Raw genomic sequence first — 22,345 nt, forward strand, 5'->3', positions numbered from 1 at the left:
CAGAATGGAAAACAGGGATTCTGGCAAAACAAGCATTAAAGTCCTCTTGGCTGATGATCATCAATTGTTTCGCGAGGGTCTGAAGCGCATTTTGAATATGGAGGATGACATTGAGGTCATCGGCGAATGCGGGGACGGAATTCAGGTATTGGAGTTTTGCAATGAGACCAAGCCTGATATTGTACTAATGGATATTAATATGCCTGTCGAAAACGGAGTGGAGGCCACCGAGAAGCTGCGCGAGCTGTTTCCGGATGTAAAGGTCATTATTCTGTCCATTCATGATGACGAGAGCTACGTCTTCGAAACGCTGCGCAAAGGCGCGAACGGTTACCTGCTTAAGGATATGGAAGCGGAGTCGCTGATCAACGCGATTCGCTCGGTGCAGGAGGGCTACGCCTTTATTCACCCGAAAGTAACGGGCAAGCTGATTCAGCAACTGCGCCGGATGACCTTCCTCAATGAGACGGGAGCGATGACGGAGAGCGGCGTGCGCGAAGCGGGCGTCAAATTCGTCGCCGGCGAGAACAATCCGCTGACCCGCCGCGAAGCGGAAGTGCTGCGGCTGATGGCGGAAGGCAAGAGCAATAAAATGATCGGCGAGTATCTCTTTATCAGTGAGAAAACGGTCAAAAACCATGTCAGCAGCATCCTGCAAAAAATGGAGGTCGACGACCGCACGCAGGCCGTAATCAACTCCATCAAATACGGATGGGTAACCCTTTAATTTCATGTAAATGGAATTTTAGGTTTACGCTGTCATTGTTTGTGAAAATTACCACGGGATAGTAGGCGGGAGCCGTGACATCCGAAAAGGGTGCGGGCAGGTGATGCGCTTTCATTCACCGACCTGAGCATACCGGCATATAATGCGGGTATACAGGGAGGTGAGTCTGCATGTTGACCCCGTTACTATGGATTCTGTCGGCGTATGCATTGGCCGTTGCGGCGGTGCATGTCTATCATGCATGGCAAAAGCGAAAAACGGCGCGCCGGATTCACTATATCCTGGTGACTTCCAATCATGAGCGTCAGATCGAATGGTATATCCGGGCTTTGGGGCTGTATGCCCTGATCTCGGGCAAACGGCTCCGACTGACGGTGCTGGACCTCGATTCGAATGACGACACGCTTGGCATTATCCATCGCCTGGAGGGCATGGCCGGCGTGGAGCTGTCGGTAACGACGGATTTTGCGGTGCTCAGCAGCGCGGCGAATCCGGAGATTCGCATGATTGATCTTAGAAATCCGCATGAAGCGGGGCATATTCCTTATGTATAGGAAGCCCGCGACTTGGCGCGGCATAGGGAAATCGATAAAGTGAAGCACACTTCGTACGGGAAACCGGGAGTGTGCTTTTTTGCGTCCAAGAAGCCGGTTGCAGCTCTTGAATGAGAGGCGGGACAGATAGGCGAACTAGCGCATGCGGTGAAGCATGCAGAGAGAAATTGGACATCGGCCGTTAAAGGAAGAGGCTTATGCGGCTGCAATGACTGCTGTCTTCTGTGGATTAAAAATCTTAAAAAGGAGGCGGCGGAGGGGGAAACCGGGGGTTACCCACAGGACGGATTGGCTGAAACGCGAAATATCGGGTCGATCAAGGAGAAAAAGCACATCCGGCTGTGCATGATGGGGATGAATCTGTGAATTTGTGGATGGAATTTCGGAATATCCGTTGATGAAAAGCATCTGACACCGCGTTCTGTGTACAAGTTGGAGGACATGGTCTTTAAGGATCACATGTCATGCTGATCGTGATCAAGCCGGGCGTAAGCTATGGGAAGGGCTTGGGAGAAGGCTGATGTTGCGTGCAGTCCAATTGATGCAGTGAAGAAGGGGGATCTGGTGAATGCGAATTGCCGTGTACGCTGTATACATGAGCGGCGCTTGGAGCATCAGGCGCTCGCTGGATATAAGAGTGGACATGCTGTGGCATAGACAGGAAGCGGAGCATCTTGGATGCACGGGCCGAATCGTATTACTGGACGGCGAGATGGCCTACGGTCTTGCGATGAAGCTGGAGCAGGGCTTTGGAGAGCAGCCGGGGATGAAGACCTGGGATCTTGCGAGATGGAATCAATGGGTCGATGAAGCTTTGGGAGAAGGGATGAGCGGGACTGCCCGACCCATCGCTGGCAAGCCAGATAAGCTTGGCGCGCAAACCCGCTTGAACCCGGAGGTATGGACAACGAGAGGGGGGATACTTTCACGGCATGGCGGCAGCTCCGGCCGTCGGCAGTGGATTTGGGATCTGGATCAGGAGGCGCCGGAAGAGGTCTATCGGCTTTTGGCTGAGCCTACGGGTGCCGGGCGGATGGATGCGGCACTTCATACGGCAAGCGCCGCAGAAGCGCTAGACAGGCAAGCCGCGCTGCTCGGCGAGCTGCTCCGCGGCCGCTCGCTCCTCGCGGCCGAAGCGGATGCGCTGCTGCAGGAGACGGCGCCGAGCCTGGCCGGCGCCTGGTACAGCGCAGCGCAGCTCGCCAGCCTGCAGGGCCGGCTGGCGCTGGACGCGGGCGTGGCGGCGGATGCCCGCCCGCCCCGGGGACGCGGCCCGCTGCGCATGGGCCGCGCACGGCTCCCCCGCTGCCGGCGCTGCGGCAGCGAAGCCACGGGCGCCGCGGCATGCGCCGCGTGCGGCCGCGCGGACTGCGCCTACTGCGAGGCCTGCCTCGCGCTCGGGCGCAGTCGCGCCTGCTCGCTGCTGCTTCGCGCAGCAGCGGGAGGGGCCCCGGCCGTGCGGGCCGCGGCCGGGATGTCCACCGCCGCGGTGCGCGGGCGGTGGGGGCTTAGCGCGGCGCAGGGCGATGCCGCCTGCGCCGCGCTGTGTTTCCTGGCGGAGCCGCCCCGCGGGGGCTCCGCGGCAGGCGGCCGCGCATGGAGGCGGCCGCTCGCGCGGGGCGCCGGGCCAGCGAATGGGCCCGGCGGGATCGCGCCGTCACGCTTTCTTCTCTGGGCCGTGACGGGCGCAGGCAAAACCGAGATGATCTTCCCGCTGCTCGGTGCGATCCTCGAAAAGCAGGGCCGCGTGCTGGTGGCCACACCCCGCCGGGATGTGGTGCTGGAACTGGCCCCGCGCCTCGCCAAAGCCTTCCCCGAGACGCGGATCGTCACGCTGTACGGAGGAAGCAGCGAGCGTTGGCAGGCTGGAGAGCTGACGCTCGCGACAACACACCAGCTGATGCGCTTTTACCAGGCGTTTGACCTCGTCATCATCGACGAACTCGATGCCTTCCCTTACCATAATGACCCCATGCTGGCCTTTGCGGCCCGGCATGCCTGCAAGGCGGACGGGAAGTTCGTGTACCTGTCGGCCACGCCGCCAAGACCGCTGCAGCGGGAAGCCGCGCGCGGCACACTCGCTCATGCCAGGGTGCCGGTCCGGTTTCACGGCCATCCGCTGCCGGTGCCGAGGCGCATTACTCTGAAAAGCATCGAGCAGTGCCTGCGCCAGCCTATGCTGCTGAGGCGTTTGAACGATGCGTTGAGGCAATCCCTGGAACGCGATGCCCAGGTGTTTCTGTTCGTCTCCCGCATTCGCCACATCGATCCGTTGGTGGCGATCCTGCGTCGTATCTTCACCGGATATTGCGTGGAGGGGACATCATCGGAGGATCCTCTTCGCGCAGCCAAGGTCACCCGTTTTCGGCAGCGGGACATCCGGCTGCTGGTGACCACGACGATTTTGGAGCGGGGCGTCACCGTGCCGCGCAGCGACGTTTATATCGCGGATGCGGACAGCGGGCTGTTCGACGAAGCTTCCCTTGTCCAAATGGCCGGTCGTGCCGGACGCTCATCGGAGGACCCGGCTGGCAGAGTCGTCTTTGCCTCCCCGCAGTGGACGTTATCCCAAAAGAGGGCGGTCCGGCAGATTACAGGCATGAACCGGATTGCCAGGAAAAATGGATATCTGAAAGATTCATAGATTCATAGCCTCCTTTCCTCTGCTTGTTTTTCAAAGAGCCGATTTTGGATTGTATTTTGAAGTCTATTTTTGAAGCATCTTGTTGAAGTCGATATGAGTTCTGTTTTCTTTTGAAGATCGTATTTCGAGGTTGTCATTTCGAATCTTAGACCAGGAGGCTGTTTATGAGCGCATTATCCTCTGCCATTACCCAATTCGTCCGCGATTTATTGGCCCCGCCGGGGGAAATCTGCCTCACCTGCGGGAGCAAAAACAGGCTGACGCGCGAATGGCCCGGGATCTGCCGCCGCTGCGCGGAATCCATTCCCTGGATCGGCAAACCGCGCTGCGTTTACTGCGGGAGAGCTTGCGGCTGTCCCGACTGCCTGCGGGAGGAGGCGCGTCAGCGCTCTTTTCTGCTGAATCGTAGCGCCGTTCAGTATGATGACATGATGCGGGAGTGGCTTGCCCAGTACAAGTACAGGGGGAATGAAAGATACGCGAGGCTGCTGATCCGAATGATAAGCCAGGCTTTGACGAGCATGCAGAAGGAAATGCCTTTACTGCTCGGAAATTCTGATGTGTCAGGGCCAGGAGAAGAATGGAAACCGGATCTGATCACCTATGTACCGGTAAGCACGGAGCGGCTGATGGAACGCGGATTCAACCAGGCGGAGGTCTTGGCAGAGGGCATTGGGAAGATTCACCACCTGCCTGTGGTGCCTTTGCTGGTCCGGAGCGAGCATACAGGCAAGCAGAGCTTTAAGACCCGATCGGAGCGGGTGGAATCGATGAAGCATGCGTTTGATCCGGACCTGGAAGGCATGCAGATTCTCGCGCATGTAGGGAAGAGAGGTCGTTCCATTCAAAATCAGGGGGATGCAGCAGACCGTTCCGAGGCAGCCGGGGCGCTGCGCGTTCTGATTGTTGACGATATTTATACGACAGGCAGCACGATCAATACCTGCGCGGGCAGGATTCAGGAGATGGCGCAGTACTGCACCGGAGCTCCGGCAGAAGTGTATAGTTTAACGTGGGCACGATCATAACCGACAAATTTTGCTAAAAACATGCCGATTTCATGAAAAAGGATGGACGAGGAAAGCGCGAATCATGTAATCTATACTTAAGAGGAACATTTCGTTGAAGGCTTACTAGAGTTTTTTGGCTATTCCTCTTATAAGAACGTGAAGAGATATAAGGGGGCGTAATCGTGAATCTGGCAAACTGTCCTCGCTGCGGCAGATTGTTTGCGGCTAATTTTAAAGACATGTGCCCAAACTGCATCAAGCAAATTGAGCACGAATATGAAGCTTGTGTTCAATATTTGCGTGAGGAAAAGGGCGCGACGATTCAGGAGCTGTCCGATGCTACGGAAGTTTCGATCAAGCAGATTACCCGTTTCATCCGCGAAGGCCGGATCTCGGTCATGAACGCACCGAATTTGATGTATCCCTGCGAGGTATGCGGGAACCTGATCCGCGAAGGCCATATGTGCGACTCTTGCCGTGCGCGCCTGACCAAAGAACTGAACCAGGCCGTTCAAGATGAGGCAAATAAGGAGTCTAGCCCTAAAAAAACGGGCGACGGAACCTACCGTGTGATCGATAAATTCTACAAATAACAGACTACTGCACTAAAAACATGTGTAACTATAAATAATGTCTTATTTACGACCGATAAACTTAGTAAAGATTATCGGTTTTTTACGTTGGTCGGGCGTTGAATCGCCGGGGATGCCTAATGTTTAACTGAACGAGAACACGCCTGAAGGCGTCCTTATATATTTGAAAGAAGGTGGAAGATATGAAAATTAATGATACCGGACGAATTGGTGGAGTTAACCCTTATCAGCGGAATATGGAAACCCAGCGGACGGAGGCCAAAAAGATGGAACGCCGCAAGGATGAGGTATCCATTTCCTCGGAAGCGATCGAGATGCTTGAGGCCCAGGAGCGCAGTACGGATCCTGAGAGAGCCCAAAGAATTCAAGACCTTAAGCAGCAGGTATCTTCCGGCACCTATCATGTTGATGCAGGAAAAATTGCCGAGAAGCTCATGCCTTATTTTAAAAAGTTTCCTGAGAACTAGAGGTTGATTATGCCTATACAAACATTGATTGAAACCTTAAGCCGTTTGAATGAGCTTCATAAGGAACTGCTGCAGGTAGCCGAACATAAAAAGCAGGCCGTCATCCATAACCGGTACGAAGACATTACGGCGGCACTGACCAAGGAATCGAGACTGCTGAAGTCCGTCAAGGAATACGAAGAGAAGGTCTATGAGGAAGGTCAGGCATTCATCGCTGAAAAGGGCATTAAATCCAAGCTTAAGCTTACGATTAGCGAAATCTCGCGGCTCGTGTTTGAGCCTGAAGAGAAAGCGAAGCTGCTCGAAGTACAGCGGGACCTGACCTTCCATCTGACGGAACTCAAGCGGGTCAACACACATATCCAGGAATTGATACAGCAATCCCTCTCCTACATTGATTTTTCCCTTAACCTGATGGTTGGCGCCATGGACGAAGAAGCAACCTATTCGCGCCCGGAGCAGAGCACCCGAGGAATTCAGCGAAGCGGGCTGTTTGATACAAGGGCCTAGAGCAGGAAGACAGAGATAGCGCTCCACCGGAGCGCCTTATGAAGGTAAGAGCGGATCTACACAGCGGCCGCGGAGCATAGAAGATCGGAGCTAGACAAGCGGCAGTTTATTTTGCGCAGAAGCATACCAAAGGAGTTGTAAGCATGACATCCACTTTTCACGGCCTGGAGACGAGTAAACGGGCACTGTTCGTCAATACGACCAGCATGCAGACGCTGGGCCAAAACATTGCCAATGCCAATACGGAAGGCTATACCCGCCAGCGGGTCAACACATCGGCAACGAACCCGATTTGGGCCATGGGCTTTACCAAAAGCTCTTCACCCGGACAATTGGGTACAGGCGTTCAAGTCGACAGCATCAAGCGGGTGCGCGACAGTTACCTGGATACGCAGTACCGCAGGGAGAACCAAGATCTCGGAGCTTGGCAAGTTCTGAACACCACGTTCTCGGCCATCCAGGGAATCGTGAACGAGCCTTCGGAGAACGGCCTCAGCAAAGTCATGGATAACTTCTGGAACGCGTGGGAAACGCTGAACCGCGATCCTTCCCTTCTAAGTGCGCGGGTTGCCGTATCGGGAGCCGGCGTGAACTTTGCGGATACGCTGAAGCATGTCAGCGAATCGCTGAACAACCTGTCCAAAGACGTGAATGCCAACATCGACAAAAAGGTTCTGGAAGCCAACAACCTGATCGATAACATCGCACAGCTCAACCTGGCGATCCGTAAGAACGAAGCGCTGGGCGACAATGCCAACGATTACCGCGACCAACGGGATCTTCTCGTCGACAAGCTGTCCTCGATTGCGGATATTACGGTTACCGAAGGCGCCGACGGCATGTACAGCATTACTGCGGCAGGCGTAAACGTGATTGATGGGGAAGCCGTAACACCACTGACGAGCGATGCCGCCCAGACGGCGACCTCGGGACAACTGAACGGCTACACGAAATCTTTGCAGGAAGTCCAGAAAATTCGGGATCAGCTGAACGGCATGGTGAAAACGCTTGTGACCGGAACGGCCAAAGTGACCCTGGATAACGGCTACGTGACGCCGAAAGACATGACCGCGCTGAACGATGTGACCCTGAAGGACGGAAGCATCATTACAGCAGGTAATACGATCCCGCAAGGGTCGGTTATTGCCTCCAAGATGGAGATAGAGGTAAACGGGTTTAACGGGCTTCATGAGCTTGGATACGGCTTGTCCGATCCTGCGACAGCGGGCATTCCATTCTTCGTAACATCGGACGGCGGGGATTTCTCGATCGATAATATTCAGGTCAATCCCGAGATCGTGAAGGATACGAACAAAATTGCAGCCTCCTCCAAGTATGAAACGGTGGGCGGCGTGAATAAAACGATCCGCGGCAACAGCGATATCGCCAACGCGCTCGCGGGTCTGAGAGATAACGTATTCAAATTCCCGGATTCACTGACTTCGCTTTCCCAAGGCACGACGGACGACTATTTCCGGGCTTTGACAGGCGACCTGGGCATTCGGGCAAGCAATACGGAACGGAATTTCAACAACCAGCAGAACATGACCGATTCGCTCCAGATTTCCAGACAGGAAGTCAGCGGCGTATCCATGGATGAAGAGATGTCGGATATGATCCGCTTCCAGCAGGCTTATAATGCCGCGGCGCGGGCGATGACGACGGTGGACGAAATGCTTGACCGGATTATCAATAACATGGGCGTTGTCGGCCGATAGTAGCGGAGGAGGATGGCAATGAGAGTAACGAATAATATGCAGAGCATGCAGCTGCTCAAGAACCTGAACAACATCAATACCAGCATGACCAAGGGGCAGAACCAGCTGGCTACCGGACAAAAGATCAACAAGCCCAGTGATGACCCCATCGGCGTGGGCTACCAAATGCGGTACGATACGGACCTTGCCCGCAGTGACCAGTTCATGCAGAATGCCCAAACCGGCAATGATATCCTGAAAACGATGGATTCCTCGTTGTCCCAGGCCAATGATGTGCTGAAACGAGCGCGTACCTTGGCGCTGCAGGCTTCGAATGGAACCTATGATGGAGAGCAACGAAAGGCTATCTCTGCAGAAATTAAGCAACTGAAGGAACAGCTGGTGGAGATCGGCAACAGTCAATATAACGGTCGTTATCTGTTCAACGGCCAGAAAACGGATGTGGCGCCGTATACTTCGGCGAATGCAGCGAATGACGTGACGGACCAAGGTGTATTCTCGCTGCATGTGAGTGCGGCTGTCGCTGTGCCTGTAAGTATAACGGGCGAAACGATCTTCGGAGCAGCAGGTTCAGATAACGTGTTTAAGGTACTGGATGACTTGGCGAATGCACTGGATAACAATCAAGTTGCGGGTATCTCGGCGAGTTTGGATAAAATTGATGCGGTTTCCGATAAAATCTCGATCAGCTGGGCTGAAATCGGCGCGAGAATGAATCGCTTCGACCTGATGCAGAACCGGATCACGGATAATCAGGTGAACTTGAAAGAGCAGCGCTCCCAGGTAGCGGATGTCGATTTTGCGACTGCGATCACCGACCTCAAGTCGAAAGAGAATGTGCTTCAAGCTGCACTTTCCACTGGAGCTCGTATAATGCAAACCTCGCTGCTTGATTTTATGAAATAGAATGTGATTTGAGCCTCTAAAGAAAGGATGGATTTGCTTGGTAGGAATTACGCCAGCAAGCTCCGGACCGCTATATGTCCCTGCTGAGTTAACGATCCGGACACAGGCTGCGGATCTGCAGACCGATATGACCGAGGTGTATGAAGATCTGGGACTGAAACGTCCATCGACGTTCAGGCAGGAAGACACGGCGGAAACCCGGCAAATCCTTCTTGAGAATATTGCATTGAAGGCTCAGGAGGGCGACCGGATGCTGAACCCTAAAGCCCGTAAAGGAAATGTATTTGGAGATGTTGCTCATCAACGGTATATGCGGACTGGACCCAAGGAAGTAACGATTGAGGCGCTGCCAAGGCATGGCGTGTACATCGATTTCCGGATTCATCCGCCTGAGATCCATATTGAAGCGAAAGGAGCTCTCCCATCGTGAACAGTAAGCACAAACAGCAGGTGATCCAAAGCTCAGTTTATGGTTCCTTGGAAATAGCGGAGGATCAAATCTACCATTTCGAGTCTGACATATTGGGGATTCCACACATCAGAGAATATGCGCTGCTGCCCATCGATGATACGCTCTTCTTTTTACTGCACGCGGTTGAAGAGGACGTAAGCTTCGTACTTTTGCCGGCCGCACAGGCGGTAGAAGGATACGGCTTTCAACTGCAGGAGGAGACGGTCAGCCTGTTACAGCTGGACTCTCCTGACGACGTCGGCGTCATGCTGATCGTGAATATTCATGATCAGGATATTTACGTCAATCTGAAAGCACCGATCATCCTTTCACCCCACTCCCATAAAGGCTGCCAATTCATCATTAATGATCAGGATCTGCCCATCAGGCATCGCCTTGAACGCAAGGGGGAATCCTGATGCTTGTACTCAAGCGCCGGATCGGTGAGACGGTCATGATCGGCAATGACATTCAGGTGCAGATTCTTGGGATTGAAGGGGATCAGATCAAGCTTGGTTTCGTAGCTCCTAAAGACGTGCAAATATTGCGGGAAGAATTGTACCAGGGAATCGTAGCAGAGAACATAGCGGCTAAGGAACAAACAAAACAAGGCCAGCAGGAGGAAATCCTTAACTTGCTTAAACAATTTAAAGTGTAATCCATTTTAAAGATTAGGTGGGATTGAGGTTGAATATTGGTCGGGTGGACCGGGTTACCCCGGAGGTTAGCATCAAAAAAAGCATTGAGGATATCAGCTCCCTAACGGAGTCCTCGAGCAAACTAGCAGGAGATTTACAAAACAAAACCTTTTCGTTTCAAAACCTCAGCGAAGAGGAAAAGAAAAAGCTGGACGAGCAGTTGAAGAAGTTGAACGAGTCCATCTCCTCCACTGGCAAACAGCTTCACTTCAAGTATAACGATGAAGCCAAGCAGCTCTACGTGGAAGTCGTGAACAGCAAGACGCAGGAGGTTATCTCAAGTCTTCCGCCGGAGTTTCTGATTGATCTCTCGATTAAGATGAAGGAAATGATCGGGATGTTTTTGGATAAAAAGGTTTAATAAATATTTCGAAAGGATGGTAATGAGATATGGCAACAATCAGTTTTGCAGGACTAGCTTCGGGGTTTAACTCCACCAGCTATATTGAAGCTGTAATGAAGCAGGAAAGCATTCCACTGACGAATTTGCAGACGAAAAAGACCAACACAACTGCGTATAAAAATACCTTTGATTCCATTAATACAAAGCTTCAAGCCTTAAAAGATGCAGCATATGCTCTTAAGGATAAATCGGTTTTCCAACAGACGAGTGCAACAAGTTCGGATACAACTAAGGTTTCGGTAACGGCAGGAGAAAGTGCATTTTCCGGGAGCTACCAAGTAGATATAGTCAATTTGGCTAGATCGCAGCAGTCAAATAGTACAGCTTTTGATTCAAGTACTGATTTTTCGACTCTGCCCGATATGCTTAATTTCGGAACGGACAAAGATGGCAACGCGATTAACGTCGATATTAAAGATGCAAAAGGCAAGAATCTGGATGACGCACTCAAGATCATAAGTGATCGCATTAATGCGGCAGGCATTGGCATTAATGCTGCAGTAATTGAAACGTCAAGTGATAAAAGGGTACTTACCCTCACAGCAGCTAAATCTGGTGAAGCTGGTAAATTTACAAATCCTACGGATTCTTTTTTCGGATTTGTTACGGATCCAAATCAGGCTGCAAAGGATGCAACGGTAAAAGTTAATGGCATCGAGATTACAAGCTCAACTAATGAACTCAAAAATGCTGTTCCAGGTGTCACGCTTCAGTTAAATGCAACTGGTACCTCGACCGTTAAGGTGGCAATGGACTCCGATAAAGTCGCATCAAAAGTGGAAGCATTTGTAAAGGCATATAATGATGTTATTAACTCAATCAGAGACGTTACAAAGAAATCAGAGAAAAATTCGGATGGGACTTTAACGTTGACTTTACAGGGAGATTCGACATTAAGAGATCTTCAGTCACAGTTAAATGACATGATGAATAATATCATGGGCAATTCGGATGGATATAGGTTGTTGGGGGAAATTGGCCTTGAGGTTGACAAGGGAGTAACTTCTGCATCGTTGATGACAGGTAATATAACTTTTGATAAAGACAAGTTCAAAACGAAGCTTGCTCAGAATCCTCAGGCTTTGCAAAATATGTTTACGAGCATAGCAACAAGAGATGATGACAACAAAGTTACATCTGGGTTTGATGGTTTAGGGGCTTTATTTGACGATAAACTCAAGTTGTGGACCAATACTGTCGACGGCATTATGACTTCAAAAATTAAAGGGTATACATCGGATATCTCGTATATTGATGAACAAATTACAAGTATGCAGGAAAGACTGGATATGCGTGAAGCTAATTTGAAAAAGCAATATGCAAATCTTGAAGTTGTCATGACCGGGCTAAATAACCAAAAGGATTGGATTACAAGTCAAGTTGCACAGTTGAACAAGTCATCCAAATAATAGACTGTAAGGCATGGAGTTGAATTCATATGACAGCACCTAATTTAGCAGGCTATAAAGCATATCAGAATAATAAGTATCAAACGGCATCTCCTCATCGGTTGATACTTATGCTTTATAATGGAGCGATTCAGTTTGCGGGAAACGCGGTCCAGGCAATACAACAGGGGAATATTTCTGATGCAAATAAGTACATTCAGAAGACTCAGGATATCGTCTACGAGTTGCTCTCATCGTTAAATGTGAAGCAGGGCGGTGAACTAGCAAGGAATTTGCAGAATTTATACTTTTATGTCATTGACCGTCTCATCGAAGCCAACTTAAAAAAACAAGAAGAACCGCTTCATGAGGCTATTAAGATAATTTCCGAGATCAAATCTTCCTGGGACGAAATAGGAAGGAGAGGTACTCTTGGATAACGGCAACATGCATTTATATCAAGAACTTCTGGAATGTACGAGTAAACAAAGACAAATTATGGATGATCTTAGTATCAATTTAGAAAAGGAAGGAGATATTCTTCCTTTTTTTTTAGAATATTTTGAATATTGGGATCGAATTACAGAGGCGATAGGAAATTCGAAACCAGAAGAGAGAATTGAAGAGTATGAATCTCAGGCATTACTTAACATTATGGAGTCAATTAATGCGAATGTGGAGCATATCCATGCACAACTTCAAGTAAAAACCGATCATACAGGAAGTGACTTGCGTGGTGTTCGGACTCAGCAAAAGGTATTAAATGCATACTATAATTTAAATAATAAGGATCAAGTTGCTTTGTATTTCGATGCTAGAAAATAATTAATCTGTCCTAATTGAATGAGGTAAAATAATTTATGAAAAAACTTAATAAACTCTAAACTAGCGGAAAGATTTACCGATATATATATTAGGCCACAAGGATGTGACCAATTCTAACCGAAATCATGGAGGATGATCACGATGGGTATGTTTATTAACACTAACGTTGGCGCAATCAACGCTAACCGTAACCTGAGCTTCAACAATACGAACATGAGCAAAACAATGGAGAAGCTGTCTTCCGGCTACCGTATTAACCGTGCTGCCGACGATGCTGCTGGTTTGGCAATTTCCGAAAAAATGAATTATCAAATCAATGGCTTGAACCAAGCACAGCGTAATGCTCAAGACGGTATCTCCCTCTTGCAAACAGCTGAAGGTGACTTGACTGAAGTTCACTCCATGCTGCAACGTATGAACACTCTTGCTAACCAAGCAGCAAACGGTACTTATCAAAATGAAGACCGTTCTAACTTGCAAAAAGAAGTAACGCAATTGGTTACTGAAATCAACAGAATTACTGCTAACTCTAACTTTAACGGAGTAAGCCTGTTGAAATCTTCGGGATCTGTTAAATTCCAAATCGGTGTAACATCCGGTGAGTCCCTGACTGTTACTTTGTCTAGCAACAAAGCTAGTGCTCTTGGTATCAGCGGACTTTCGATCAGTACGGCTACTAAAGCGACAAGTGCTCTTTCGCTGATCAAATCTGCAATTTCTAAAGTTTCTACTAACCGTGCTAATCTGGGCGCTTATCAAAACCGTTTGGAACACACTATCAACAGCTTGGGTGTAACATCCGAAAATCTGTCTGCCGCTAACTCCCGTATCAAAGATGCTGATATGGCTACAGAAATGACAGCTTTCACAAAGAATCAAATCCTTGTTCAAGCTGGTACAGCTATGCTGGCGCAAGCAAACTCCGCTCCACAAGCTGTTTTGAAACTGTTGGGATAATTAGCTTTATAAAATCAGGAGAGGTCCAGCAATTGCTGGACCTTTTTTTTATGCTGAAATTCTCTTCAGAATATGTACTTTGTGGAATGTATTCATTACAAGCGAGGAAAATCCGATAAATATAGTAAACAAGAACGTAAGGTTGTGATAAAAATGAAAGTAACAATTGATAATCATGAAGCACAATATCTTGCACATGATATAGAAGCAATTAATGAATGGTGGAAGAAATCCACTTCTCAAATTTACAATCAAAAACGCTTGATATACTGCTTAGAAATAGATGGAGTGAAGATGTATACTGGCTATGAATCTGTTATTGTTAACAATTACAATAACATAGATAAAATTGAAATTATGACAAAAGGATACGAAGAAAGCATTTGTGAAACCTTACAGGAGATGGGATTATATCTGAAAGTTTTTATTCCAAGATCGCTTATTATAGCCGATTATTTTTTTGGTGAGGTTTCAGAGGAAGCATGGGGTGAATTTTCAAAATTCATTGACGGTCTGAATTGGATTATAAGTTCGCTTGAATTTATACAAACTATTTCTGATCCTTGTAATGATGCTGTAGAATTAGTACTACGCAAGTTAGAACCAGTGGTTGCCAATTTAGAACAGAGTATTCGAAATGGCGACCATGTTGACGTGGCTGATTTAATTAAATATGAACTAATTCCTATTATTGAGCCTTTGCAACAGATTTGTGGGATACAACAGGGGGATTAACATGACTTTTTATGAGTCTAATAGTAATTTTTTAAAGAAACAGTATCCTTCTTTAGCAGAACTGTTTAAAAATGAAGATAAAAACGCTAGTCAAATAATTATGACTCGCAACAATGAGCCGAATATACAGATTTCCCTTAATAAGGGAGACTATTTTTTACACAGTAAGTATAATGCTCGGGAAGAAGCTATGAAATGGGTACAATCAATCCATCCTGAAATAAAAGAGGCCAAGCATATTTGTATTTTTGGAATTGGACTAGGCTACTTTTTGGAAGAGTTGTTGGAAGAATGTGAATCAAAAGATGTTTTTATTCTTGAACCTAGTGTAGACGTATTCGATCAATGGATACGCACCAGAGATATAAAGAAGGTGTTGTCTCACCCCAAAATTCGAATCGTTGCTGTCGGAGCAGATGCATATCTGCCTCTTCAAGTCGCAGATGAAATTGCAGGCTTCATCTCAGGGACATTTAAATTGGTTGTTCCGCCAATTTATAAAAAGATTTATCCGGATTTACTCATGAATTTTGAAACGAGTCTAAAAGAAATGATGATAAAGTCCATCTCTAACATGCAAACCAATAAAATGTACGAGAAAACTTGGGTATCCAATATCCTATTTAATTTAAGTACAATAATAAGAAGTTCATCTTTATTGGAAATGAAAGATGTATGGAAGAATACGGGAACGAAAGCTATTGTTGTGGGCTCGGGCCCTTCTTTAAAAAAGGACGTGCATTATTTACGCACCTTGAAAGATAAATGTCTAATTATTGCTGCAGGATCAAGTGTCCAGGCATTACAGCATTTTGATATTAATCCGCATTTTGTTGTGAGCATGGATGGAAGTGCAATTAATAATAGGGTTTTTGAGAATATTGATACCTCTATATCACCATTGGTGTTTTGCCCGCCAGTTTATTATGAAATTGTTGATCAATATCAATGCGAAAAATATTATGTTGGATTCGAAAATGATCCAATTACTAAATATATGATGGAGACTGATGAACTTCCTACAGTTCTTTCAACCTCAACTGTTACAGGCACAGCCATGCAAATTGCGGAATTTTTTGGAATAGAGGAAATTATACTGATGGGGCAAGACCTATCATATACGGAAGATGAGTATTATGCCCCAGGTGTTAATCATGTAACAGAAGATGAGAAGAAGAAGAAGGTTGCTTGTACCAATGAATGGGTGGAGAATGTAGACGGAGGACGGAACAAAACAACAGAAAGCATGGAGGTACTTCGCCAGGATGTAGAGCTCCTTGTTCAAATAATGAAATATAGAGGCATAAGTATTATTAATACATCCAAAAAGGGCGCCGTAATTCAGGATACAACGTGGGCATCTATGGATGATTTAATCCGTAATTTAGAGCAATCGGAACCCCAAGACTTTGATTTATCAAAGTTTATTGCAGCTCCTAATCTCCCTGACAAGATTAGTGAAGCGAATCGACTTATTGTAAAGTTACAAAACATCTCAAATGATAATAATAGCTTATGTATTGCATTAAAAAAACTAATAGACAGCATAAATAAGCTTCAAAAGGCACATTCCATAAGGAATTATAATAAAGTTAACAATGAGATTTTGAAAATAAACGAGATCTGGAACAAAATAACGGAAACAGAAGTGTTTATTATTTTTTATAATTACTCATTAGCTCATCACATCAATATATACATGCGGTATGTGCCTGAGATTATTGAATCTCATAATATTTTTAAAAAGGCAGAATTAATTATATCTCATTTGGGTTCATTGATTAATAGAATGAAAGAATTCAGTCCGGTATTAGAGAATGTTATTGAATCTTCAATTAAACGGTTACAGGAAAGTAAATAAAGTATCCAATTATCATAATAAAATCCACTAAACACGACTAGGGGAAAATATATGTTTAAAGACAAGACAGTATTGGTAACAGGTGGTACCGGCTCAATTGGCAGTGAGATTGTCAGATGCATATTGAGAGAGAACCCCAAGGTAGTACGCATCTATAGCAGGGACGAAAGTAAGCAATTTGCTCTTCAACAGGAGTTTGAGCAATATAGTAATGTGCGCTACCTGATTGGAGATATCCGAGATAAGGAAAGGTTAAGCTACGCTGCTGAAGGTGTCGATTTTATTTTTCATGCAGCTGCCTTGAAACATGTCCCGGCATGTGAGTACAATCCTATGGAAGCAGTCAAGACCAATGTATTGGGTGTGCAAAATGTGATTGAGGTAGCAATTGAGCACAACGTTGAGAAGATGATAGCCATTAGTACGGATAAGGTCGTGAATCCCACTAATACCATGGGAGCTACTAAGCTGCTGTCGGAGAAGCTTATATCTGCAGCTAATATGTATAAGGGAAGTAAAAGGACTGTTTTTGCATGTGTTCGATTTGGCAATGTAATGGGTTCCAGGGGCTCTGTGATTCCTCTTTTTAAAGAGCAGATTATGAAAGGACATGACATTACAGTTACTCATAGGGAAATGACTAGATTTATGATGTCGATTCCTCAGGCGGCTCAGCTTGTTTTAGAAGCAGCGAAACAGGCCTATGGCGGGGAGGTATTTGTACTAAAAATGCCTGTTTTAAAAATTATGGATCTTGCGATTGCATTAATTAAATCATATGAAAATATTCGTGGTGAATCTTATAGAGGAAGAATTACAGAAACCGGAATTAGACCTGGAGAAAAATTATATGAAGAGCTTATGACACTGGAAGAGTCCGAACGAGCTCTTGAAAATAATGAAATGTATGTAATTACATCCCCTTTTCGAAAAGAAGAAGCAGAATATCAAGCGTTTGATAAAGCGAAGTATATGGAATATTCTTCAGTAAATGCTGTTCAACTTCAATTAGAAGATATCATCGAGCTTCTTGAAAAGTATGGTTTAGATTTTGGAGGACATATCTATGAAAGAGATACAGGGGTTATTGGCGGTTATTCCAGCCCGCGGCGGCTCTAAAGGCATCCCTCATAAAAATATGAGGCTTCTTAATGGTCGACCCATGATTCAATATACGATTGAAGCAGCTTTGCAAGCAAAGAGTATTGAAAAAGTCCTTGTTTCTACAGATGATTCTGAGATTTTTGAAATATGTTCACGTCTCGGCGCTTGGCTTCCATTCTTGAGGCCTGATTTTTTATCAACGGATCATGCAAAAACGATTGATGTCCTAAAGCATGCGACGATAGAAGCAGAAAGGCTTCTGGGTAAAAAGCTTGAACATATCATGTTATTACAACCAACCTCACCACTTAGAAATAAAAAAGATATAGAAGCTGCCTTACAGATCTACATGGAGAACGAAGCCGATTCCTTGCAAAGCGTATCTCCTTCATTGGTTCATCCTTATTTATTAAGGACAATTAAAAATAATATATTAGCCCCATTATTGGAGCAGAACGATCCCAACCAAAGAAGGCAAGATTTAGCCGATATTTATCAGCTAAATGGAGCCATCTATATCGTCAAAAGAGATTTGCTTATGGAGCATAATACCATTGTTGGGAATAATAATGCGGCCTATGTAATGCCAAAAGAACGTTCTATCGACATTGATGATATGTATGACTTTTACTTGACTGAATGTCTTTTGAGATATGAAGAGAATTCTCTTTATTAGGGAAAGTGAGAGTGATTCTGTGTTAATAAAGAGTGTATTAGAAGAAGACAGATCACCAGCGTACTTAATAGCGGAAATTGGCGTTAACCATAACGGTTCTTTGGAACTTGCGTTAAAAAGCATTGAAGCGGCAAAGTCAGCTGGTGCGGATGCCGTGAAATTTCAAACCTTTAGAACAGAGAATTTGGTTACGAAATATGCTCAAATGGCGGAATATCAATCCGAAAATTTGAATGATCATACTTCGCAAAACCAGTTTGACATGTTGAAGAAAATAGAGTTGAGTTTTAATGATTTTATCATTCTGCAGAAAAAATGTTTAGATTTGGATATTGATTTTCTTTCTACTCCTTTTGATGAAGAAAGTGCCGAATTTCTACATTCGATTAATATAAATGCATTTAAAATAGGTTCGGGAGATATGAACAATATTCCCTTGTTGAAAAAAATTAGTGCTTATAAAACGCCAATTTTACTTTCTACTGGAATGGCTACGCTTGAAGAAGTGCGGGAATCCTTAGCGGTAATCACAGAGAGTCCTGTTGCCCTTTTGCATTGTACCTCCGATTATCCAGCTCCTCTTGCAGATGTGAATCTCCTTGCGATGAAAACGATGCAAAATGAGTTCGGAACCGTGGTTGGCTATTCTGACCATACAGATGGTGTAGAGGTTTCGGTTGCGGCTGTTAGTCTCGGAGCAAAGATCATCGAAAAGCATTTCACACTGGATAAATCACTGCCAGGTCCTGACCATAAGGCATCAATGACGCCTGAACAGTTCACAAATCTTGTTCGCTCCATTCGAAATGTGGAGTTAGCGCTTGGTGATGGGATAAAGCGCTGCATGCCTTCGGAGGAAAATACCAAATTGGTGGCTCGTAAAAGTATCGTTGCAGCTCGTCAGATCCATTCAGGTGAGTTCATCACAGCAAAAGATCTAAAGGTTAAGCGACCAGGAAATGGACTGGCACCGAAACATATAGATGATCTTGTTGGAAAAATGGCTAAAGAAAGTATTGATATGGATCAATTGGTACTGTGGGATGATGTGGAATGATTAAAATATTAGTCATTACCGGTACAAGAGCTGATTATGGAATATATTACCCTATTTTAAAAGCGATGCAATCTGATTCTTATTTCGATTTGCATTTATTGGTTACTGGCATGCATTTATCGCCGCAGCATGGATATTCGATTCAACATATTAAAAATGATGGCTTTCAAATTAGCGCGAAGGTAGACACGCTTTTGTTAGGATCATCTCATGGAAATATGGCTAGATCCATTGGGCTGGCTGTGCTTGGAATGACTCAGAGTATGGAACAGATAATGCCTGATATTGTCATGGTTCTGGGAGATCGCGGTGAAATGCTTGCTGGCGCCATCGTCGCTTCGCATATGAACATTCCTGTAGTGCATTTGCATGGTGGAGAAGTGTCGGGCACCATTGATGAATCCGTCAGGCATGCAATAAGCAAACTTTCGCATATACACTTTGCAGCAACGGATGAGAGTTCTAAACGATTGATTCGCCTTGGAGAAGATTCTTGGCGGGTTCATACGGTAGGTGCACCAAGAATCGAAACAATACAGTCGGCATTATTACCCGGTATACAGGACATTAAAGGGAAGTATGGTTTAAAATTCAGTGGCAGTTACATTTTGTTCATCTATCATCCCGTCACCACTTCGGCAACGGAAGGAAACAAGCTGAAGGATATATTAAATGTTGTTTTGGGACAAGGTGATGACGTTATATGTGTTCTTCCGAACGCCGATGCATGTTCTGATGACATTCTTAGCGTGTATAGGGAGTTTGCAGAAGTAAGTAAAATTCATTTGGTAAGCAATTTTGAACAGATGGATTATTTGTCCGTGTTAAAGCATGCCAATATATTGGTGGGGAATTCTTCCTCAGGCATTATCGAAGCTGCATCATTCCATATTCCCGTCATCAATATTGGAACAAGACAGCAGGGGAGAGAACGTTCTGTCAATGTTATAGATATATCGGAAGATCCGGTTGAACTGGAAAATGCATTTAAGCTTGCCTTTTCCAATTCCTTTAAAAATAAGGTTGATTCTTGTCAGAATGTATATGGTCGAGGGAATACAAGTGCCCAAATCATGGACATTCTTAAACAACAACAACTGGATCAGAATCTGATTCAAAAGACCATAGCATATTAAGGAGGAGGAGAAAATGTCCTATATCATAGTCGGAGCAGGGGGACATGCGAAGGTCATTTTCGACATCTTAATAGCTCAACAAAAAGAGATTGAAGGATTTATAGATGACTATTGCACGGAGTCTCCTATTGAAACAGTGCCAGTTTTGGGTACGACCGATCAAATGGATGGGATATTAGATAATTTTCCTGAATCAAAGTATATCGTAGCGATAGGCAGTAATCGATTGAGAAAAAGCCTGGTTACCAAACTCTCATCGTACTCAGTTCAATTCGGTACGGCCATACATCCTGCGGCTGTTATAGGTTCTGGAGTTCAAATGGGTGATGGATCGGTGATCATGGCCAATGTTGTAGTGAACTCAGGCGCAGTCATCGGAGAGCATGCTATTTTGAATACGGCATGTACTGTGGATCATGAATGCATTCTGCATGATTTTGTTCATATATCTCCGGGTGCTCACTTAGCAGGGAATGTCAAGGTTGGAAGTGAAGCACAAATAGGAATTGGGGCATCCGTTATTCAGGGAATTGAAATTGGAGCAAAGACCGTCGTTGGTGCAGGTGCCTGTGTAGTACGGGATCTGCCTCCAAATATAGTAGCAGTAGGCTGCCCGGCTCGGAAAATGAAAACCAACACGAAATAGAGGGAGTGATAATAATGTATGATCGAGAACGGATTTTTTTATCCTCGCCCCATATGAGCGGATACGAGCAGCAATATATTAATGATGCCTTTGAGAAGAATTGGATAGCGCCCCTGGGCGAAAATGTAGATCACTTTGAATCTGAGGTGGCAGAGTATGTATGTTGCAAGGGAGCCGTTGCGCTTAGTTCAGGTACGGCGGCGATTCATTTAGCACTTATATTGTTAGGAGTTGAGAGAGACGATATTGTATTTTGCTCTTCCCTCACTTTTATTGCGAGCGCCAACCCCATTCTCTATCAAGGGGCTACACCTGTATTTATTGATTCGGAACCGGAAAGCTGGAATATGTCGCCCGCTGCACTTGAAAGAGCATTGAAAGAATATTCGGCTAAAGGAAATCTTCCTAAAGCTGTAATCGTCGTCAATCTGTATGGCCAAAGTGCTGATTATGATGAAATAAAGAAATTATGTGATTACTATGGAGTACCTATCGTAGAAGATGCTGCCGAATCACTTGGCGCGACATATAAAGGAAAAAAGAGCGGAACCTTAGGCAAGTTCGGCATTTTTTCGTTTAATGGAAATAAAATCATTACCACTTCCGGTGGTGGAATGCTCATATCCGACGATATTGAAAAACTCGAAAAAGCTCGGTTTTATGCAACGCAAGCGAGAGATCAGGCAATACATTATCAACATAGTCAGTTGGGATATAACTATCGTTTGAGTAATGTTCTCGCAGGAATCGGGAGAGGGCAGCTCAGAGTTCTTGATGCGCGGGTATCCAAAAAAAGGGAAATTTTTAATATTTATAAACAGCAGCTATCTGACATCGAAGGAATTCAATTCATGCCTGAAGCTACCTATGGTCAAACTACCCGTTGGTTAACTGCTATGACGATAGATCCACAAAAAATTGCGGTTAATCATGCTGATTTTGTTGGATACTTAAATCAATACAACATTGAATCTAGACCCGTGTGGAAACCGCTTCATCTGCAGCCATTATTTAAAGATACAGATTACTATTATCATGATGAAGATGTAAGTGCTTGCTTATTTCACCAAGGATTATGTTTGCCTTCAGATACAAAAATGACAGTAGAGACACAGTTGGATGTAATTAAGAGGCTAAGAGATATCCTTAAATAAAATAAAGGAAGTAAGGGCGGAAAGTTAATTTAAGTGAATCTAGAGTTCTCTCAGATCTATTCTAGCTCATGAGAAATTTATAAGTATCGGAATATGATCTCGGAATTCTTAAATAAAGTGGGGAA

Annotated in this window: 25 protein-coding genes; all 25 read left to right on the forward strand. The window is 45.7% G+C overall.

The window, feature by feature from the left end:
* Nucleotides 1-4: 4 nt before the first annotated feature.
* Complete coding sequence (locus tag PCH05_RS06000) at nt 5-727, forward strand: response regulator transcription factor (protein ID WP_127601448.1); 723 nt, start codon at nt 5-7, stop codon at nt 725-727.
* 170 nt (nt 728-897) lie between these two features.
* Nucleotides 898-1,281: a hypothetical protein gene (locus PCH05_RS06005; protein WP_127601449.1), complete on the forward strand. Its 384-nt coding sequence runs from the start codon at nt 898-900 to the stop codon at nt 1,279-1,281.
* Nucleotides 1,282-2,755: 1,474 nt separating this feature from the next.
* The gene (locus PCH05_RS27990) at nt 2,756-3,925 is read left to right on the forward strand and encodes a helicase-related protein (protein ID WP_307719510.1); all 1,170 of its coding nucleotides are present in this window, start codon (nt 2,756-2,758) and stop codon (nt 3,923-3,925) included.
* A 164-nt stretch (nt 3,926-4,089) separates the two neighbouring features.
* Complete coding sequence (locus tag PCH05_RS06015; RefSeq protein WP_127601451.1) at nt 4,090-4,953, forward strand: ComFC family protein; 864 nt, start codon at nt 4,090-4,092, stop codon at nt 4,951-4,953.
* Nucleotides 4,954-5,117: 164 nt separating this feature from the next.
* The gene (locus PCH05_RS06020) at nt 5,118-5,528 is read left to right on the forward strand and encodes a TIGR03826 family flagellar region protein (protein ID WP_127601452.1); all 411 of its coding nucleotides are present in this window, start codon (nt 5,118-5,120) and stop codon (nt 5,526-5,528) included.
* Nucleotides 5,529-5,710: 182 nt separating this feature from the next.
* A complete protein-coding gene (gene flgM / locus PCH05_RS06025; RefSeq protein ID WP_127601453.1) occupies nt 5,711-5,995 on the forward strand; it encodes a flagellar biosynthesis anti-sigma factor FlgM in 285 nt (94 codons plus the stop codon).
* 9 nt (nt 5,996-6,004) lie between these two features.
* Nucleotides 6,005-6,505: a flagellar protein FlgN gene (locus PCH05_RS06030; RefSeq protein WP_127601454.1), complete on the forward strand. Its 501-nt coding sequence runs from the start codon at nt 6,005-6,007 to the stop codon at nt 6,503-6,505.
* A gap of 143 nt (nt 6,506-6,648) precedes the next feature.
* Nucleotides 6,649-8,223: a flagellar hook-associated protein FlgK gene (gene flgK, locus PCH05_RS06035; protein ID WP_127601455.1), complete on the forward strand. Its 1,575-nt coding sequence runs from the start codon at nt 6,649-6,651 to the stop codon at nt 8,221-8,223.
* 18 nt (nt 8,224-8,241) lie between these two features.
* Nucleotides 8,242-9,129, forward strand: coding sequence for a flagellar hook-associated protein FlgL (flgL, locus tag PCH05_RS06040; protein ID WP_127601456.1), 888 nt, complete (start codon nt 8,242-8,244; stop codon nt 9,127-9,129).
* Between the two features lie 37 nt (nt 9,130-9,166).
* Nucleotides 9,167-9,559: a DUF6470 family protein gene (locus PCH05_RS06045; RefSeq protein WP_127601457.1), complete on the forward strand. Its 393-nt coding sequence runs from the start codon at nt 9,167-9,169 to the stop codon at nt 9,557-9,559.
* Complete coding sequence (fliW, locus tag PCH05_RS06050) at nt 9,556-9,999, forward strand: flagellar assembly protein FliW (RefSeq protein WP_246049377.1); 444 nt, start codon at nt 9,556-9,558, stop codon at nt 9,997-9,999. The genes PCH05_RS06045 and fliW overlap by 4 nt, the downstream gene beginning before the upstream one ends.
* Nucleotides 9,999-10,238 carry a carbon storage regulator CsrA gene (csrA, locus tag PCH05_RS06055; protein ID WP_127601458.1) on the forward strand — a complete coding sequence of 80 codons (240 nt, stop codon included), beginning with the start codon at nt 9,999-10,001 and terminating at the stop codon, nt 10,236-10,238. The genes fliW and csrA overlap by 1 nt, the downstream gene beginning before the upstream one ends.
* 29 nt (nt 10,239-10,267) lie before the next feature.
* Complete coding sequence (locus PCH05_RS06060; RefSeq protein WP_246049378.1) at nt 10,268-10,639, forward strand: flagellar protein FlaG; 372 nt, start codon at nt 10,268-10,270, stop codon at nt 10,637-10,639.
* A 29-nt stretch (nt 10,640-10,668) separates the two neighbouring features.
* Nucleotides 10,669-12,090 carry a flagellar filament capping protein FliD gene (fliD, locus tag PCH05_RS06065; protein ID WP_127601460.1) on the forward strand — a complete coding sequence of 474 codons (1,422 nt, stop codon included), beginning with the start codon at nt 10,669-10,671 and terminating at the stop codon, nt 12,088-12,090.
* 29 nt (nt 12,091-12,119) lie between these two features.
* Nucleotides 12,120-12,509, forward strand: a complete 390-nt coding sequence (fliS, locus tag PCH05_RS06070) for a flagellar export chaperone FliS (protein ID WP_127601461.1) — start codon at nt 12,120-12,122, stop codon at nt 12,507-12,509.
* Nucleotides 12,502-12,894, forward strand: a complete 393-nt coding sequence (locus PCH05_RS06075; protein ID WP_127601462.1) for a flagellar protein FliT — start codon at nt 12,502-12,504, stop codon at nt 12,892-12,894. The genes fliS and PCH05_RS06075 overlap by 8 nt, the downstream gene beginning before the upstream one ends.
* Before the next feature lie 141 nt (nt 12,895-13,035).
* Nucleotides 13,036-13,851, forward strand: a complete 816-nt coding sequence (locus PCH05_RS06080; RefSeq protein WP_127601463.1) for a flagellin N-terminal helical domain-containing protein — start codon at nt 13,036-13,038, stop codon at nt 13,849-13,851.
* A 153-nt stretch (nt 13,852-14,004) separates the two neighbouring features.
* Nucleotides 14,005-14,586, forward strand: a complete 582-nt coding sequence (locus PCH05_RS06085; RefSeq protein WP_127601464.1) for a DUF8042 domain-containing protein — start codon at nt 14,005-14,007, stop codon at nt 14,584-14,586.
* Between the two features lies 1 nt (nt 14,587).
* Nucleotides 14,588-16,447, forward strand: coding sequence for a motility associated factor glycosyltransferase family protein (locus PCH05_RS06090; protein WP_127601465.1), 1,860 nt, complete (start codon nt 14,588-14,590; stop codon nt 16,445-16,447).
* Nucleotides 16,448-16,498: 51 nt separating this feature from the next.
* Nucleotides 16,499-17,566: a UDP-N-acetylglucosamine 4,6-dehydratase family protein gene (locus PCH05_RS06095; RefSeq protein ID WP_127601466.1), complete on the forward strand. Its 1,068-nt coding sequence runs from the start codon at nt 16,499-16,501 to the stop codon at nt 17,564-17,566.
* Nucleotides 17,514-18,227 carry an acylneuraminate cytidylyltransferase family protein gene (locus PCH05_RS06100; protein ID WP_127601467.1) on the forward strand — a complete coding sequence of 238 codons (714 nt, stop codon included), beginning with the start codon at nt 17,514-17,516 and terminating at the stop codon, nt 18,225-18,227. Before PCH05_RS06095 ends, PCH05_RS06100 begins: the two co-directional genes overlap by 53 nt.
* Nucleotides 18,205-19,284, forward strand: a complete 1,080-nt coding sequence (gene neuB / locus PCH05_RS06105; protein WP_127601468.1) for an N-acetylneuraminate synthase — start codon at nt 18,205-18,207, stop codon at nt 19,282-19,284. The genes PCH05_RS06100 and neuB overlap by 23 nt, the downstream gene beginning before the upstream one ends.
* On the forward strand, nt 19,281-20,420 hold the full coding sequence (gene neuC / locus PCH05_RS06110) for a UDP-N-acetylglucosamine 2-epimerase (protein ID WP_127601469.1): 1,140 nt from the start codon (nt 19,281-19,283) through the stop codon (nt 20,418-20,420). The genes neuB and neuC overlap by 4 nt, the downstream gene beginning before the upstream one ends.
* Nucleotides 20,421-20,433: 13 nt before the next feature.
* On the forward strand, nt 20,434-21,066 hold the full coding sequence (locus tag PCH05_RS06115) for an acetyltransferase (protein WP_127601470.1): 633 nt from the start codon (nt 20,434-20,436) through the stop codon (nt 21,064-21,066).
* Between the two features lie 14 nt (nt 21,067-21,080).
* Nucleotides 21,081-22,220 carry an aminotransferase class I/II-fold pyridoxal phosphate-dependent enzyme gene (locus PCH05_RS06120; protein ID WP_127601471.1) on the forward strand — a complete coding sequence of 380 codons (1,140 nt, stop codon included), beginning with the start codon at nt 21,081-21,083 and terminating at the stop codon, nt 22,218-22,220.
* Nucleotides 22,221-22,345 lie beyond the last annotated feature (125 nt).

The organism is Paenibacillus chibensis (assembly GCF_004001045.1).
GTDB classification, from domain to species: Bacteria; Bacillota; Bacilli; order Paenibacillales; family Paenibacillaceae; genus Paenibacillus_AQ; species Paenibacillus_AQ chibensis.

Bases quoted from the DNA above. Each gene is read 5' to 3' on its own strand.
- PCH05_RS06005 (WP_127601449.1), top strand. From the start codon at position 898: ATGTTGACCCCGTTACTATGGATTCTGTCGGCGTATGCATTGGCCGTT.
- fliS (WP_127601461.1), top strand. From the start codon at position 12,120: ATGACAGCACCTAATTTAGCAGGCTATAAAGCATATCAGAATAATAAG.
- PCH05_RS06000 (WP_127601448.1), top strand. From the start codon at position 5: ATGGAAAACAGGGATTCTGGCAAAACAAGCATTAAAGTCCTCTTGGCT.
- PCH05_RS06120 (WP_127601471.1), top strand. From the start codon at position 21,081: ATGTATGATCGAGAACGGATTTTTTTATCCTCGCCCCATATGAGCGGA.
- PCH05_RS06030 (WP_127601454.1), top strand. From the start codon at position 6,005: ATGCCTATACAAACATTGATTGAAACCTTAAGCCGTTTGAATGAGCTT.
- fliD (WP_127601460.1), top strand. From the start codon at position 10,669: ATGGCAACAATCAGTTTTGCAGGACTAGCTTCGGGGTTTAACTCCACC.
- flgK (WP_127601455.1), top strand. From the start codon at position 6,649: ATGACATCCACTTTTCACGGCCTGGAGACGAGTAAACGGGCACTGTTC.
- PCH05_RS06095 (WP_127601466.1), top strand. From the start codon at position 16,499: ATGTTTAAAGACAAGACAGTATTGGTAACAGGTGGTACCGGCTCAATT.
- neuB (WP_127601468.1), top strand. From the start codon at position 18,205: ATGAAGAGAATTCTCTTTATTAGGGAAAGTGAGAGTGATTCTGTGTTA.
- PCH05_RS27990 (WP_307719510.1), top strand. From the start codon at position 2,756: ATGTCCACCGCCGCGGTGCGCGGGCGGTGGGGGCTTAGCGCGGCGCAG.
- PCH05_RS06080 (WP_127601463.1), top strand. From the start codon at position 13,036: ATGGGTATGTTTATTAACACTAACGTTGGCGCAATCAACGCTAACCGT.
- flgL (WP_127601456.1), top strand. From the start codon at position 8,242: ATGAGAGTAACGAATAATATGCAGAGCATGCAGCTGCTCAAGAACCTG.
- PCH05_RS06100 (WP_127601467.1), top strand. From the start codon at position 17,514: ATGAAAGAGATACAGGGGTTATTGGCGGTTATTCCAGCCCGCGGCGGC.
- PCH05_RS06090 (WP_127601465.1), top strand. From the start codon at position 14,588: ATGACTTTTTATGAGTCTAATAGTAATTTTTTAAAGAAACAGTATCCT.
- neuC (WP_127601469.1), top strand. From the start codon at position 19,281: ATGATTAAAATATTAGTCATTACCGGTACAAGAGCTGATTATGGAATA.
- PCH05_RS06085 (WP_127601464.1), top strand. From the start codon at position 14,005: ATGAAAGTAACAATTGATAATCATGAAGCACAATATCTTGCACATGAT.
- PCH05_RS06115 (WP_127601470.1), top strand. From the start codon at position 20,434: ATGTCCTATATCATAGTCGGAGCAGGGGGACATGCGAAGGTCATTTTC.
- csrA (WP_127601458.1), top strand. From the start codon at position 9,999: ATGCTTGTACTCAAGCGCCGGATCGGTGAGACGGTCATGATCGGCAAT.
- PCH05_RS06015 (WP_127601451.1), top strand. From the start codon at position 4,090: ATGAGCGCATTATCCTCTGCCATTACCCAATTCGTCCGCGATTTATTG.
- flgM (WP_127601453.1), top strand. From the start codon at position 5,711: ATGAAAATTAATGATACCGGACGAATTGGTGGAGTTAACCCTTATCAG.